The organism is Massilia sp. SYSU DXS3249, assembly GCF_053668055.1.
Genome location: NZ_JBSIPX010000026.1, coordinates 1 through 13,605, shown reverse-complemented (window position 1 = coordinate 13,605; position 13,605 = coordinate 1). Strand labels below are relative to the sequence as shown.

Genomic DNA, 13,605 nt, shown 5'->3' with positions numbered 1-13,605 from the left:
TCCTAAAGGGTGGGGAGGCTGGAAGGGGTGCTGGCCCGGTACTCGTCCAGCACCGCCGCGTACACGGCGGCAGCCTGGCTGGCGACCGAGCGCCAGGTGTAGTGGCGGTAGGCGCGGCGCAATCCTTCCTCGCCCATCCAGCGCGCCAGCGCCGGGTCGGCGTGCAGCTGCGCAAGCCGCTCGGCCAGCGCGCGCGGGTCGCGCGAGGGGATCAGGAAGCCGGTCACGCCGTCGATCACGGTGCTCTTGATGCCGCCCACTTCGGACCCGACCACGGGACGGGCGCAGGCCATGGCCTCGACCGGGGTGATGCCGAAGGGCTCGTACCAGGGCGTGGTGACAAAGGCGTCGGCCGCGCCGTAGTAGTAGCGCAGCGCGTCGCGCGGCTGCTGGCCGACGAAGCGCACGTGGGCTTCGATGCCGAGCTGGCGCGCGAGTGCCTGCAGGCGCGCCACTTCGGGGTCGTCGACTTCCTCGGCACTGCGCTGCGCATTGCGCTGCGAAGCGCGGTCCGGGAGCTCGTCGGCGCCTCCGCCAGCGCGTCCGTCCGCGTCTGCGCCGGCGCCTCCGTTTGCGCTTCCAGTCATGCCTCCAGTCGTGCCTCCGTTCGCACATCCATCCGGCCGCGCGTGGTCGCCGCCGACCACCAGCAGCAGGGCGTCGATGCCGTGGCGTTCGCGCAGCATCGCCAGGCCCTGGATCACGGTGTCGACGCCCTTGCGCGGAACCATGCGTCCGAGCTGGAGGATGGTGAAGCGTTCGCGCGCCAGCCCGAGCCGGATGCGCGCCTGTGCCTGCGGTACCGGCCAGAGTTCCTCGGGGTCGAAGCCGCAGGGGGCGATCGTGATGCGCGAGGGCGGGGCGCCGTACAGCTGCTCCATATCGAGCCGGTCCTGTGCGCACTCGGCGATGATGCGGTCGGCCCGGCGCATCAGCGTCGTTTCGATGCGGGTGCGTTCGGGCGGAAAGGCGTCCGCCCCGCCCTGGGCCAGGCGGCGCACATGGCCGAGGGCGTGGAAGGTGATCACGAAAGGAATGCCGAGCGTGTCCTTCAGGTGCTCGGCCACCATGCCGGACATGAAGAAATTCGCGTGGACGATGTCGTAAGGGGCCGGCTGGCGGCGTGCGAAACGGGCCACGAAGCGGGCGAAATCCGGGATGAAAGGGAGCATCTGCTCCTTCGGCACATGGTGGGCCGGCCCCGCCGGGACGTGGATCACCCGCACGTTCGGCAGGTGCGGGAAGGGGCGCACGGGGTGGCGCTGGGCGGGGGCGTCGCGCCGCGTGAAGACGTCGACGAAGCAGCCCGCCAGCGCCAGCTCGCGCGCCAGGTTGCCCACGTACACGTTCTGGCCGCCGCAATCGACGCTGCCGGGCGCGGCCAGCGGCGAAGCATGGTCGCTGATGAGGGCGATGCGGCGCGGGCCCGCGCCTGCGCGCGCACCCGCCGGGTGTTCGTTCAGTTTCATGCGTCCCTCCGGGCTGGCCTTGGTGGCCGCTGGCCAGGGTGATCGGTCACGTAGCGCAGCGCGGCGTCCCAGTCGGCGCTGAAACGTTCGATCGAAAAGCGCTCCTGGGCGTGGCGCCGCGCGGCCTGGCCCAGGTCGCGCGCCAGCGACGGGCTGCGCACCAGTTCGCGCATGCAGTCGTGCAGGCGATCGATGCGGGTGTCGATGAAGCCGGTAGCGCCGTCGTCGATCACGGTCGCCATTTCGGCCGTCGCCAGCGCGACGACCGGCAGGCCGACCATCATCGCCTCGATGACCGCCAGGCCCAGGCTGGAATAGCGGATCGGGCTGAACAGGAAGCGGTAGCGCGCGGCGAACGCGGGCAGCTGCGCATGCTGCACTTCGCCGATGCCGCCCAGTTCTTCGGCCGCCATGCCGATCAGGTCGAGCGGCACCTGCTGGCGCGCCTGCAGGAACAGGTCGGGACCCATGCGCCGCCCGCGCCGCGCCAGGTGGTTGCTGATCACCAGCCCGCGGTCGAGCGTGCCGAGGTAGCGCACCCCGTCCGGAACCAGCACACCGTGCTCGATGACGCGCGTCGGCGTGCGCCCGCTGTCCCACATCAGGTCGTTGAAGGGGGTGACGTGCACCAGCAGCACGTTCGGGTCGTCGACCAGGTGCGGGGTGTCGGTCGGATGCGCGCGTGGCGGGTCGTGTTCGAGGTAGATGCGCGGCAGCGCGCGCTGCGCCGGCGTCAGGAAAGCGTACTGGTCCTGTTCCCACTGGTGGTCGTCCTGGAACAGGATGCAGTCGAATTGCCGATCGCGCGCGGCCTCTACCGGCAGGTCGTGCACATTGTCGCCCCAGGGAATATGGCCGCAGCGCCCGCCATAGCCGGGCGGCCGCCCGGGTTTCGAGACGACGAAGAATTCGTGCGGCGCCTGCGACAGGTAGTACAGGTAGCTGCCGTGGGTATGCCAGGTCAGGACGTTGAGTCGGCGCATGGGAGTCTCTGGTGTATCGTCAGGTGAAACGGACGCGGTAGCGGATGGCCCCGACCAGGCGCCAGAAGACGGCCAGCGGGGGGATCAGGGCCGAGGTGACGACGATGTCGAGCACGTACAGAACGGTGTCGGGACTGCGGATGGGGGCGCCGCGCAGGCGCTGCTTGCACAGCCGCGCCGTGAGCGCGATCCAAGCCAACCCGGCCAGCCCGGCCACGAGGGCGGGGACGCCGGCGCCGGCCAGCAGTGCGCCGAGCATGAGCACCAGGGCCGCTGTTGCGAGGTAGTAGTCGAGCGGCGGGATGGCGCCGATTCTTTCGCGGTAGAGGCGGGGGTGCTTCTTGTAGAGCAGGGCGTCGAACACGGCCCGCCGGGTCTCCGCGAGGCTGGCGCCCCATGGCATGGGCGGCACCGGCTGCACCACCACGGCGTCGGGCGAGCGCACGATGCGCGCGCCCATGCCCAGCAGGCGAAAGTGCAGGTCGGCCTCGCCATGGCTGGACTGCTCGAAACGTTCGTCGAAACCTTCGAGTGCCTCGAGCACGCTCTTGCGGCAGAAGCAGTTGGTGATGCACAGCTCGGGCAGCGGGTCCGGATGCGTTTGGGCCGCGCAGGCGCGCGCGGCGCCGGGTCCGGCCTTGTCGACGCGCCCGCACAGCACGTCGACGTCGGCGCCGAAGGCGGCCAGGCCCTCGGCCAGCCAGCCGGGCGCGGGTACGCCGTCGTCGTCGAGGAAGGCGACGACCGGCGCCTGCGCGGCGCGCCAGCCGAGGTTGCGCGCCGCCGCCGGACCGTGCTGGCCGGAATTGGCGAGGTAGACCAGGCGCGGCCCGCGATCGAGCGTGCGTGCGCGCCAGCCGGCCACCAGGTGCAGGGTGTTGTGGTTGGGCTCGTCGTCGACGACGATCACCTCGAAGCTGCCGAAGGGCAGGGTCTGCCGCGTGAGCGCATCGAGGCAGCGGTCGAGCAAGTCCATGCGGCCGCAGGTCGGCACCACGACCGAGATCGTGATGGTGGTGCTGCCCGCTGCTGACGTCGTGTTCGGCATGCCTCCTCCGTGGTAATGACTCGACTCGATATTCAACTCGGTACTCGGCTTGAAACTCGGCCCGCTGCTCGACCCAGGCCGGGCAGGGGCCAGCCGAGGCCCAGCCAAGGACCAACCACAGGCCCGGCTAGCGCGCCTTGTCCTTGTCCATCCGCTGCTGCAGCAACCACAACCGGGCGTACACGCCGTGCAGGCGCAGCAGTTCCGCATGCGTGCCGCGTTCGATGATGCGGCCGCGCTCCATGACGACGATGGCGTCGGCGTTCACGATCGTCGACAGGCGGTGCGCGATGATGAGAGTGGTTCGATTGCGCGACAAACGGTCGAGTTCCTGGCTGATGGCATGCTCTGAATCTGCGTCAAGGGCCGACGTCGCTTCGTCGAAAATGAGGATGGGCGGATCCTTGAGGATGGCGCGGGCGATCGCGATGCGCTGCTTCTCGCCGCCCGAGATGTTGACGCCGCGTTCGCCGACCGGGGTGTCGTATTCCTGGGGCAGGGTGGCGATCAGTTCGTGCACGTGGGCGGCGCGGCAGGCGGCCACCACCTCGTCGCGCGTGCTGCCGATGCGCCCGTAGGCGATGTTGTTGCCGATCGTGTCGTTGAAGAGCGCCGTCTCCTGGGGCACGACGCCGATGGCTGCGCGCAGGCTGGCGGCGGTGACGGTGCGGATGTCCTGGCCGTCGACCAGGATACGTCCGCTGGCGGGCTCGTAGTAGCGCAGCAGCAGGCGCGCCAGCGTGGACTTGCCGGAACCGCTGCGCCCGACCACGGCCAGCGTGGTGCCGGGCTCGATGTGCAGGCTGAGGTCGGCCAGCACGGGCCGCTCGGGCTCGTAATGGAAGCTGACGTGGTCGAACACGATGTCGCCGGGCCCGGCGCGCAATGGCGGCGCCCGCGGCGCATCCTCGATTTCGGGGCGTTCGCGCAGCAGGGCGAACAGGCGCTCGGTATTCACCCAGGCGTCGCGCGCCTCTCGGTAGACGAAGCCGAGGGCGTTGAGCGGCAGGCAGACCTGGAGCGCATAGGCGTTGATCAGCACCAGGTCGCCTACGCTCATGCGCCTGGACATCACCGCCTGGCCGGCCAGCAGCATGATGGCGGCCACGCCGAGGGCGATGATGGCGCTCTGGCCCACGTGCAGCGTGAACAGCGCGCGCGCGTTGCCGATCCCGGCCGCGCGCCAGTCGCTCATGATGGAGGCGAAGCGGCGCGCCTCGAAGGCCTCGTTGGTGAAGTACTTGACGGTGTCGTAGTTGATCAGGCTGTCGGCCAGCTGTCCCTTGGCGTGCGAATCGAGCTTGTTGACGCGGCGCTGGTAGATCACCCGGCGCGCGGTGAAGACCAGGGTGAAGCCGGCGTAGACGAGGAAGGTGAGCAGGATGATGGCGGCGAAGCTTGCTTCGTAACGGCTGAGCATGATCGCCAGCACCAGGCCGATCTCCACCAGCGTGGGGACGATGGTGAACAGGCCGACCCCGAGCAGGAAGGCGATGCCGCTGGTGCCGCGGTCGATGTCGGGCAGCAGGCTGCCGAGCTTGCGCTGGGCGTGGAAGCGCGGGCCGAGGGCGTGCAGGTGGGCGAAGGTCTTCTGGGCATAGCTCGAGACCGCCGCCAGGGTCACGCGCACGAACAGCAGGTCGCGCAACTCGTTGAACAGCGTCGAGGAAAAGCGCAGCACCGCATAGCCGGCGAGCAGGTAGACCGGCAGGCGCGCCGGCATGCCGTCCGGCGGAAAGGCATCGATGATGCGCTTGAGCAGCAGGGGCACGGCCACCGTGGCGAGCTTGGCGACGAGGAGCAGGACGACGGCGGAGACGATGCGCCAGCGATAGCGCGCCAGTACCGCCCACAGCTCGGTACTGATGCGCGTTGCCGCGATGCCGACACGTTCGCCTGTCATTCCCGGTTCTCCTGGCTCTGCAGGTTTGACCGGCGCGACCGCGTTTACATCACGCTGGATGTCTGTGGTGGCTCAAATACGGCTCAGTTATTTCGGGGAACCACGAACGATGCGTGGCACGCCAGGCAGGAAACCGCGCCCGAAAAGGCGGCTGCCTGCCAAAAGCGCTTGCTCGCAGAATGAAGGAGTTGTCCTACAGCGCTGGAACGGGGAGAGGTGCCCGTACGACCATGTTAACCGCCGTCCGGCACGGACGCACCGACACCCCGGCACGACAGGGTCGCCGCCGGGGTGTCGGAATCAAATGGGGGCGGCTGCCCCCAAGGCATGTTATTTACGCGAAAAACCCGTGTCGTCGTCCATCTTGCGGTCGCCCGCGAGGCGGTTGGCGCCGGCCGGGCTGGCCGGATAGCCGCCCGCGGCGTCGTTCGATTCGTGCACGCCGGGCTGGTCCTGTTGCCCGCCGGCGCCGGGCAGCGAAGCCGTGTTTTCCGTGCGCGGCCCGGCATTCCCCGGGCTGCGCGGCAGGCCGCCGGCCAGGTCGTTCGACTGGTGTACGCCCTGGTCGCGGGCGCCGGTCTCGCGGCCGCCTCCGCCGGTTTGCGAGCCGCCGCGGTCGGTGCTTTGCTGGGCGCCGGCCTGGGTGGCGGACTGCGCCGAGCCGAGGCTGCCCTGGCCGCTGCCGTACTGGCCGCCGCTGTCCTGGCCGGACTGCATCGATTGGCCGGCGCGGTGGTGGTGGCCGAGCGAGCCGCCCTGCAGTTCAGGCTGGCGCGGGTCTTGCGGATTCATTCGATGCGTGGCCTGGGTGTTGCCGGCATGCTCGCCCTCGTGCCGGAGCAGGTCGGTGCCGCTGTCGGCCGGGCGATGGCCGACCGGCAGTTCGAGCTGGCCATAGGCGCTCGAGCGCTGTTCCATCTGGCGCTGGTGGCTGTCGGTGATGCCTTGCGTGGGGCCGCTGCCGCCGTTCTGCTGCGACTGCATCGAGCCGCCCGGCACGTCCCACACCTCGCTTTCGTTGGTCCACGGGCCCGGGCCCATGCCGCTTTGCTGGGTGCCCATCTGGTCGATGCCCTGGTTGCCCTGCTGCTGCGAGGCGCCCTGCGGATAGGTGTGGTCGAGCGGGGCGTCAGGCGCTGTCTTGCCCTTGGCGTTCTTGTTCCATTTTTCGTTGGCACCGTTATTGGTCTGATTGTTCATTTCGCTGCGTTGGTTCGCGTCCATGTTCTTTCCTTTCCAAACTTGATGTCGCGGATGGCCCGGCCGTAAGGGGACTGCCGAGCACTGCTGGCGCCGCATGATCCTGCCATGATGCGCGCCTTGTTGTCGCTTCAGTATAGGAAGACGCATCGGTAGTGTGTAGGACGATAACTGATGGGATTCCTTCCTAAAAGAACGTTATTTCACCTGTGCATTTTCTGTCGCCTGTAGTCCTACAAAGTCATCTGAAAACGTCCTATACCCTCATCTAAAGTGCATGCCTAAGATGAATTCAGCCGTCGCTCATCGGCGCTATGCGGATGAGCGGAGGTAAAGCCTGCCGCACGACGCGGCGGTTTCACAAGTACTCAGGGAGAACACCATCATGGCTTCGAGCAATCAAGGTAACAAGCAGGGCGGTAACCAGTCCAACAGCCAGAGCGCCGGCGGCGGCACTCGCAATCGTGGTTTCGCATCGATGGATCCGCAGCGCCAGCGCGAAATCGCCAGCCAGGGCGGCAAGGCCGCTCACCAGAAAGGGACTGCACACGAATTCACTTCCGAGGAAGCACGCCGTGCCGGCTCGATGAGCCACGGCAACCGTCAATCGGCCAGCGCCGGTTCCGGCAGCAGCTCGCGCAGCTCGTCGAAAGGCGGCAGCCGCGGCGGCTCGAAAGAGTAAGCCTGAAGAGGCAACGTCGTTCCATCATGCCGGCCAGAGCGGGCGGCATGATGGAACCAACCACCGGAACGGGGAGCGCGGCTCCCCGTTTTCTTTCTGAAGGCACACAAATCGACAAGGGGATGGGGTAGAATCGCTGCGCCTTTTTAACTATCCCTGAGGAACATCGTCGTGAAAGAAGCGGTCATTCGTCAAGTCAAGAGCATGTCCATGTCGTGCGATCGCGTCGGCAATTCCCTGCTCGCTAAATTCTCCACCCAGGGCGCGAGCGACATCGGCCTGCACATTCCCGCTTCCATCGTTTTCTGGCTGCTCAAGCACCTGCCGGTCAACCAGGACCCGTCGCTGCAGCCGCCGCCGGCGCCGCCTGAAATCACCCAGCAGGACTGGAACAATCCCTATTTCCCGCGCGCGCAGACGCTCAACTGCCGCGAACTGCCGGGCAAGCTGCGCATGGCGTTTGACCTCGACCGCGAGCCGAACCTGGTCCTCGTCCTCGACCGCAGCAACGTCGAACTGATGCGCCAGATCCTGGTGCTGTACAGCCGCGAGCTGATCGACCTCGACGCGTAAGCCGGCAACGCCGAGTCCGCCGTGCATGGAGCGGCACGCTGCCCATGCGCGACGGAAGGACCCATCCATCCGGTATCATCCGTTTCTGCGCGTTTCTTCTCGTCGTTTCTTCTTCGTTTCTTCTTCGTATCTTCTTCGTTAACGGGCCAATAGAGGACAGCCATGCCTATCAAAATCAGCCAGCATTTCGACTCGGGCGCCATCGAGGTGGTACAAGCTTCAAGCCCGAAAGCGGTCGACCTGAACCTGCGCCGCGACAATAACGCGGACATCCATCAGTGGTTCCACTTCCGCCTGCAGGGCGCGCGCGGCCAGGCTTGTACGATCCGCTTCCTGAATGCCGGCCAGGCCACCTATCCGAAGGGCTTCGAGGACTACCAGGTCGCGGCCAGCTACGACACCGAGAACTGGTTCCGCGTGCCGACCAGCTTCGACGGCCAGGTCATGACGGTCAACCACACGCCCGAACTCGACAGCATCTATTACGCCTATTTCGAGCCCTACACCTGGGAACGCCACCTGCGCCTGCTGGGCGAAGTCGCCGAGAACCCGATCGCCCGCGTGCACGACATCGGCACCACCGTCGACGGCCGCGACATGAACCTGGTCGTGATCGGCAACCCGGCAGCGGAGAAAAAGATCTGGGTCATCGCGCGCCAGCACCCGGGAGAGACCATGGCCGAGTGGTTCGTGGAAGGCATGATGGATGCGCTGCTCGACGACGCCAATCCGATCGCCACCAAGCTGCTGCAGCGGGCTGTGTTCTACATCGTGCCGAACATGAACCCGGACGGCTCGGTGCGCGGCAACCTGCGCACCAACGCGGCAGGCGCCAACCTGAACCGCGAATGGATGACGCCTTCCCTCGAGCGCAGCCCGGAAGTGCTGTGCGTGAAGGAAAAGATCCACGAGACCGGCGTCGACATGTTCTTCGACATCCATGGCGACGAGGCACTGCCGTACAACTTCGTGGCAGGCAACGAGATGCTGGCCGATTTCACTCCGGAACGCGAAGCGCGCCAGAAGGCCTTCGTCGCCCAATACATGGCGGCCAGCCCGGACTTCCAGAACGTGTACGGTTACGCAGCCAGCAAGTACAACGACGAGCTGCTGACCCTGGCTTCGAAATACATCGGCCACACCTTCAAATGCCTGTCGCTGACCCTGGAAATGCCGTTCAAGGACAACGCCAACCTGCCGAACGTCCATACCGGCTGGAACGGCGCGCGCAGCGCGGCCCTCGGCGCGGCGATCCTGCAGCCTATCCTGCAGTCGCTGGACTGATTGGCGCCTTCACTATGAGTATCGTGCATGGGCGTTGAGATCGAGCGCAAGTTCCTCGTCAAAGGCGACGCCTGGCGCGCGCTGGGCGAGGCCACCCTGCTGCGCCAGGGTTACCTCAGCCTCGACCCCGAGCGCACGGTGCGCGTGCGCATCGAAGGCGAGGCGGCCACGCTCACGATCAAAGGCAAGAACCGTGGCGCCACGCGCGGCGAATGGGAATACCCGATTCCCGTGCCTGAGGCCGCGGAATTGCTCGATACCCTGTGCCAGCGGCCGCTGGTCGAGAAAATCCGCCACCGGATCGCCGCTGGGCCGCACACTTGGGAAGTCGACGAATTCCTGGGTGCCAACGCCGGCCTGGTCGTGGCCGAAATCGAACTCGCGTCCGAGGACGAGGCCTTCGACAAGCCCGGCTGGATCGGCCTCGAGGTCACCCACGACCACCGTTATTTCAATTCGAACCTGATTCGCCACCCGTATTCCGCCTGGAAGGACTCCGCATGACTTGCATGACCCGGCGCGCTGCGCTTGCCCTTGGTGCTGTCCTATTGCTGCCGCTCGGCAGCGCCGTTGCTGCCCGTCCCGCCTATTTCCCCCCAGGCGGGGAGTGGGCGCGCAAGCAGCCCGCCGAGCTGGGCATGGATGCCGCCGCGCTGGCTGCCGCCGTCCAGTATGCGCAAAGCCACGAGACCGAGCGCGCACTCGACTTTTCGGACCAGGAAACCACCTTCGGCACCCGCCTCGGTTCGATGCCGACGCGCCGCGCCCGCACCAACGGCGTCGTCATCTACAAGGGCTACGTCGTGGCCGAGTTCGGCGACACGAATTTCGTCGATCCCACCTATTCGGTGGCCAAGAGCATGCTGGCCACCGTTGCCGGCGTGGCCGTGCGCGACGGGCGCATCGGCAAGCTCGACGAGCCGGTCGGCCAGCGCGTGAAGGACGGCGGCTACGCGTCGCCGCGCAACGCCCAGGTCACCTGGAAGCAGCACCTGCAGCAGGAAACCGAGTGGGAAGGCAGCCTGTTCGGCAAGAACGCCGACTTCATCGGCAAGGCCGAGTTCGGTGCGGGCGAGCGCAAGCCGCGCACGCTGGGCGAGCCGGGCAGCCATTACGAATACAACGACGTGCGCATCAACCGCTTCGCGCTGTCGCTGCTGCGCGTGTTCGACAAGCCGGTGCCGGAAGTGTTCCAGGAACAGGTGATGGACGTGATCGGCGCCTCGAACAGCTGGAAGTGGGTTCCTTACCACAACAGCTACGTGGAACTGAACGGCAAGCAGGTACCGTCGGTCAGCGGCGGCACGCGCTGGGGCGGCGGCATGTGGATCAACTCCTGGGACATGGCGCGCTTCGGCTACCTGTGGCTGAACGGCGGCGCCTGGAAAGGCAAGCAGGTGCTGCCGGCCGGCTTCGTCAAGGAAGCCCTGACCCCGAGCGCCCACGGCCCGGATTACGGCTACCTGTGGTGGCTCAACACCAAGGGCAAGAACTTGCCGGGACTGCCCGCCAACGCCTATGCGGCGCTGGGCGCCGGCAGCAACACGATCGTCGTCTCTCCGAACCACGACCTGGTCATCGTCTGGCGCTGGCACAGCGGGAATTCGGCGGAGTTTGCGAAGCGGGTGATTGCGGCGATTCGCTGATTGCGCGAAGCGTGTGAGCCCATCATGGCGTCCTCAGGGGCGCCATTTTTTTTATGGTGGGGCGGTCAATCGGCGCGCGGTTTCAGGAACCGGTTGAACGCGTGGACGGCGTTGCAACCGCGGATGTGCATGGACCCGGGTGCAGCCGTCCACCCTCAATCGAAGGCGGGATCGTAGGCGACGTCGCCCGAGGGCAGCGGTTTGCCGTCCAGTGCCAGCGCCAGGAAATATTCGCTCGGGGCGCCTGGATAGCGCAAAGGGCTGTCGGGCTGGAAGCCAAAGCGTTCGTAATAGCCTGGTTCGCCGAACACCACGCAGCCTGCGGCGCCGCGTTCGGCCAGCGCCGCCAGGCCGGCCCGCACCAGCGCGCTGCCCGCGCCCATGCCCTGGGAGCCCGGCAGCACCGCCAGCGGACCCAGTCCCATCCAGCCCAGTGCCTGGCCGTCGATCGTCACCGGCGAGAACGCCGCGTGGCCGACGATGGCGCCTTCCCGGGTCTCGGCAACGAGCGACAGCGCGAGCCCGCCGCCAGAGCGCAGCCGCCTGACGATCAGGTGCTCGGTTTGATTGCTGTGCGGGTGAAAGGTGAACGCGGCGCGCTGCACGCTGTCGATGTCGGCAACGTCGGACGGCAGTTCGGGACGAACCAGGAATTGGGGGGAAAGGGCGCTCATGGCGCCATTGTGCGCCCTTTGTTGCCGGGCGGGCAAGCGGGATGGCGCGCGGCCCGGACGGAGTCGCCTGGGCCGCTGCCGGGGAGGATCAGTGGAAGTGCTCGGTACCCGCCGGGGCGTCTTCCGGCATTTCGGCATGCACCAGGTCGCCGGTCGGGTCGGCGAACAGGGGCGCGCCGCAATCGTCGCAGTATTCGGCGACGTAGCGCTCGTTGATGCGCTTGATGTGGGAAATGCCGGCTTCGTTCAGGTGGGCGATGATTTCGTTGATCGGCGTGAGCGGCGCAGGCAGCAGGCTGTCGCCGCCTTCGATCGGCGTGCCTTCCTCGTCTTCCTGGCCGTACAGCGGCCAGACGATGCCGTACACCACTTCCGCGCTCTGGCGCAGCGTGAAGCCGACGCGGTATTCGTCGATCTGGCCCTCAAGCGCTTCCTCGCCGAAGCCGGCGATGACGGCGCGCAGGTCGGAGGCTTCGACGTCGAGCGTATTGGTCAGATAGTGCACGGCGGCGCGGATCGAGACCGGGCGGATCAGTTTATCGGCTTCGCGGCAGGCGACGTAATACGCTTCCGGCAGCAGCAGTTCGACACCGCAGCCCGGCAGCAGGCGCGCGACATTGGCCGTGCCCTGGTCGCGCCAGGCTTCCAGGGCGCTGGTGCGCACCGCCGAGAAATTGATCTGGTGCTGGGGTTCCTGCCAGCGGAACAGCGGGGCGCCGACGGGCGCCACCAGCGCGACCAGCAGGTAGCGGGTGTCGGCCAGGAAAGGCGCCGTTTCCGGGATGCGGGTGGACGGCTTGATGGCGATGCCCTTGTGCGCGGCCTGGGCCAGCTTGTGGGTCAGCGCGTAGGTCTCGGCATGGGTGCGCGGCAGCTGGTCGATCGCATACAGCGTCGGCGCCATCGACATCTGTACGCCCTCGGCCAGCAGGTGGCTCGAAAAATGCGCGGAGAGCGTGGTCAGCATGTCGGCAGGGATGGTGCCGGAGCCGATCGAAAAGCGGGTCCAGGCCAGGATGGGCGCGGCAACCAGCAGGGCCTGCCAGGTGACTTCGGCGCCGTCGTTGCCTTGCTCGACCATCGTCGACGATTCGCTGACGGCCTCGACGCAGTCCATCAGCACGTCGTAGGCGCCCAGGTCGTCCTTGAACAGGGCGTTGAGCGCGGCGTCGATGCTTTCCTGGTGGTTGGTCTTGAGCAGCTTCTGCAGCTGCAGGTCCAGTTGGCGCTCCCAGGTCCGTTCTTCAACGCGGCTGGCAGACTGCACGATGGCCTGGGCAATGCTGGAGAGACGCTGGCTTTCCGCGGAAAGTTTGTTAGATGAATCTTTGGAGGGACGACGCATGGCGCTGGGAGAGTCTCTTTGTAAATGGTGAGGATCGAAAAGTCGAACTGCAAGGGGTCATCATAAACCCATATCCCCGGTATTGTAGTTGATTCGGCCACATGCCATGAACACAAGGGGAAGGGCGCCGTCCCCTGTCGTGCTCATCCATATGTGGCGCCGAGCGCACATTCCGGCGTGACGCCGGTCATGGCCCTGCCGTATGCACTGAACAATACTTGCCAAAACGCTTAATAGAAATCATAATGCGAATCGTTCTCATTTAAACCCGGCTCCCAAGCAACAAAAACAGCCGCTGGCAGGCAACCCGCAGGTAACCTTTTACTGACAACCATGACCAAGACAGCAAACCCGGCAGTCCCGAGCGCATCTCCCTTCATCCGCAGCCGCAAGCATGCGCGCACGAGCGCGCCGGCCCTGACCGGTTCCGCGCTGGCCGTGCTGGCCACGCTGGCGTCGCCGTTGGCCCAGGCCGACGGCGCCAAGGACATCGACCCGGCCGTCCCGACCGTCGAAATCACGGGCGCCGCGCGCCGCGACGTCCAGGCGCCGGTCGCCTCGAGCTCGGACAAGTTCACCGCGCCCCTGCTGGACACGCCGAAGTCGGTCACCGTCATCGGCCAGGAAGTCATCTCGCAAACCGCCGCCGTGTCGCTGACCGACGCGCTGCGCTCGGTGCCGGGCATCACCGTCGGGGGGGGGGCGGGGGGGGGCGGGGGGGGGGGCGGCGGCGGTCGGGGGCCGGGGCGGGGGGGGGGCCGGGGGGCGGGGGGGCGCGCGCGGGGGGGGGGGGGGGGG

The 13,605-nt window shown here is 67.1% G+C and carries 13 protein-coding genes; 6 read left to right on the top strand and 7 right to left on the bottom strand.

The window, feature by feature from the left end; genetic code table 11:
* Positions 1–2: 2 nt before the first annotated feature.
* The 5 genes from ACWCIA_RS21740 to ACWCIA_RS21720 all read right to left on the bottom strand — a co-directional run bounded on the left by ACWCIA_RS21740 (position 3) and on the right by ACWCIA_RS21720 (position 6,627).
* The gene (locus tag ACWCIA_RS21740; protein WP_454166569.1) at positions 3–1,469 is read right to left on the bottom strand and encodes a glycosyltransferase; all 1,467 of its coding nucleotides are present in this window, start codon (positions 1,467–1,469) and stop codon (positions 3–5) included.
* Positions 1,466–2,452 (bottom strand): glycosyltransferase family 4 protein, encoded by a 987-nt coding sequence (locus ACWCIA_RS21735; protein ID WP_454166568.1) that lies wholly within the window; start codon positions 2,450–2,452, stop codon positions 1,466–1,468. The genes ACWCIA_RS21740 and ACWCIA_RS21735 overlap by 4 nt, the downstream gene beginning before the upstream one ends.
* 19 nt (positions 2,453–2,471) lie before the next feature.
* Entirely contained in the window at positions 2,472–3,500 is a 1,029-nt protein-coding gene (locus ACWCIA_RS21730) for a glycosyltransferase family 2 protein (RefSeq protein ID WP_454166567.1), read from the bottom strand.
* A 127-nt stretch (positions 3,501–3,627) separates the two neighbouring features.
* Positions 3,628–5,403 carry an ABCB family ABC transporter ATP-binding protein/permease gene (locus ACWCIA_RS21725; protein WP_454166566.1) on the bottom strand — a complete coding sequence of 592 codons (1,776 nt, stop codon included), beginning with the start codon at positions 5,401–5,403 and terminating at the stop codon, positions 3,628–3,630.
* A gap of 330 nt (positions 5,404–5,733) precedes the next feature.
* Positions 5,734–6,627 (bottom strand): hypothetical protein, encoded by an 894-nt coding sequence (locus tag ACWCIA_RS21720; RefSeq protein ID WP_454166565.1) that lies wholly within the window; start codon positions 6,625–6,627, stop codon positions 5,734–5,736.
* A gap of 361 nt (positions 6,628–6,988) precedes the next feature.
* Here ACWCIA_RS21720 and ACWCIA_RS21715 point away from each other — a divergent pair, with 361 nt between their 5' ends.
* The 5 genes from ACWCIA_RS21715 (at position 6,989) to ACWCIA_RS21695 (ending at position 10,788) form a co-directional block, all read left to right on the top strand.
* The gene (locus tag ACWCIA_RS21715) at positions 6,989–7,285 is read left to right on the top strand and encodes a KGG domain-containing protein (protein WP_379785383.1); all 297 of its coding nucleotides are present in this window, start codon (positions 6,989–6,991) and stop codon (positions 7,283–7,285) included.
* Between the two features lie 210 nt (positions 7,286–7,495).
* The gene (locus ACWCIA_RS21710; protein ID WP_454166564.1) at positions 7,496–7,858 is read left to right on the top strand and encodes a hypothetical protein; all 363 of its coding nucleotides are present in this window, start codon (positions 7,496–7,498) and stop codon (positions 7,856–7,858) included.
* A 162-nt stretch (positions 7,859–8,020) separates the two neighbouring features.
* Positions 8,021–9,142 (top strand): M14 family metallopeptidase, encoded by a 1,122-nt coding sequence (locus ACWCIA_RS21705; protein ID WP_454166563.1) that lies wholly within the window; start codon positions 8,021–8,023, stop codon positions 9,140–9,142.
* Between the two features lie 27 nt (positions 9,143–9,169).
* Positions 9,170–9,646, top strand: coding sequence for a CYTH domain-containing protein (locus ACWCIA_RS21700; protein ID WP_454166562.1), 477 nt, complete (start codon positions 9,170–9,172; stop codon positions 9,644–9,646).
* The gene (locus ACWCIA_RS21695) at positions 9,643–10,788 is read left to right on the top strand and encodes a serine hydrolase domain-containing protein (protein ID WP_454166561.1); all 1,146 of its coding nucleotides are present in this window, start codon (positions 9,643–9,645) and stop codon (positions 10,786–10,788) included. Before ACWCIA_RS21700 ends, ACWCIA_RS21695 begins: the two co-directional genes overlap by 4 nt.
* A gap of 155 nt (positions 10,789–10,943) precedes the next feature.
* On the opposite strand, the gene ACWCIA_RS21690 is transcribed toward ACWCIA_RS21695, so the two are convergent.
* Together ACWCIA_RS21690 and ACWCIA_RS21685 are read right to left on the bottom strand one after the other, a co-directional pair.
* On the bottom strand, positions 10,944–11,462 hold the full coding sequence (locus tag ACWCIA_RS21690; RefSeq protein WP_454166560.1) for a GNAT family N-acetyltransferase: 519 nt from the start codon (positions 11,460–11,462) through the stop codon (positions 10,944–10,946).
* Between the two features lie 88 nt (positions 11,463–11,550).
* Entirely contained in the window at positions 11,551–12,807 is a 1,257-nt protein-coding gene (locus ACWCIA_RS21685) for a DUF2863 family protein (RefSeq protein ID WP_454166559.1), read from the bottom strand.
* A 333-nt stretch (positions 12,808–13,140) separates the two neighbouring features.
* On the opposite strand from ACWCIA_RS21685, the gene ACWCIA_RS21680 reads away from it, so the two are divergent.
* The coding region (locus tag ACWCIA_RS21680) for a TonB-dependent receptor plug domain-containing protein (RefSeq protein WP_454166558.1) at positions 13,141–13,605 on the top strand (465 nt) is incomplete at its 3' end.

Coding starts and splice junctions, on each gene's coding strand:
- ACWCIA_RS21740 (WP_454166569.1), bottom strand. CDS start 1,469: ATGAAACTGAACGAACACCCGGCGGGTGCGCGCGCAGGCGCGGGCCCG.
- ACWCIA_RS21735 (WP_454166568.1), bottom strand. CDS start 2,452: ATGCGCCGACTCAACGTCCTGACCTGGCATACCCACGGCAGCTACCTG.
- ACWCIA_RS21730 (WP_454166567.1), bottom strand. CDS start 3,500: ATGCCGAACACGACGTCAGCAGCGGGCAGCACCACCATCACGATCTCG.
- ACWCIA_RS21725 (WP_454166566.1), bottom strand. CDS start 5,403: ATGACAGGCGAACGTGTCGGCATCGCGGCAACGCGCATCAGTACCGAG.
- ACWCIA_RS21720 (WP_454166565.1), bottom strand. CDS start 6,627: ATGGACGCGAACCAACGCAGCGAAATGAACAATCAGACCAATAACGGT.
- ACWCIA_RS21715 (WP_379785383.1), top strand. CDS start 6,989: ATGGCTTCGAGCAATCAAGGTAACAAGCAGGGCGGTAACCAGTCCAAC.
- ACWCIA_RS21710 (WP_454166564.1), top strand. CDS start 7,496: ATGTCGTGCGATCGCGTCGGCAATTCCCTGCTCGCTAAATTCTCCACC.
- ACWCIA_RS21705 (WP_454166563.1), top strand. CDS start 8,021: ATGCCTATCAAAATCAGCCAGCATTTCGACTCGGGCGCCATCGAGGTG.
- ACWCIA_RS21700 (WP_454166562.1), top strand. CDS start 9,170: ATGGGCGTTGAGATCGAGCGCAAGTTCCTCGTCAAAGGCGACGCCTGG.
- ACWCIA_RS21695 (WP_454166561.1), top strand. CDS start 9,643: ATGACTTGCATGACCCGGCGCGCTGCGCTTGCCCTTGGTGCTGTCCTA.
- ACWCIA_RS21690 (WP_454166560.1), bottom strand. CDS start 11,462: ATGAGCGCCCTTTCCCCCCAATTCCTGGTTCGTCCCGAACTGCCGTCC.
- ACWCIA_RS21685 (WP_454166559.1), bottom strand. CDS start 12,807: ATGCGTCGTCCCTCCAAAGATTCATCTAACAAACTTTCCGCGGAAAGC.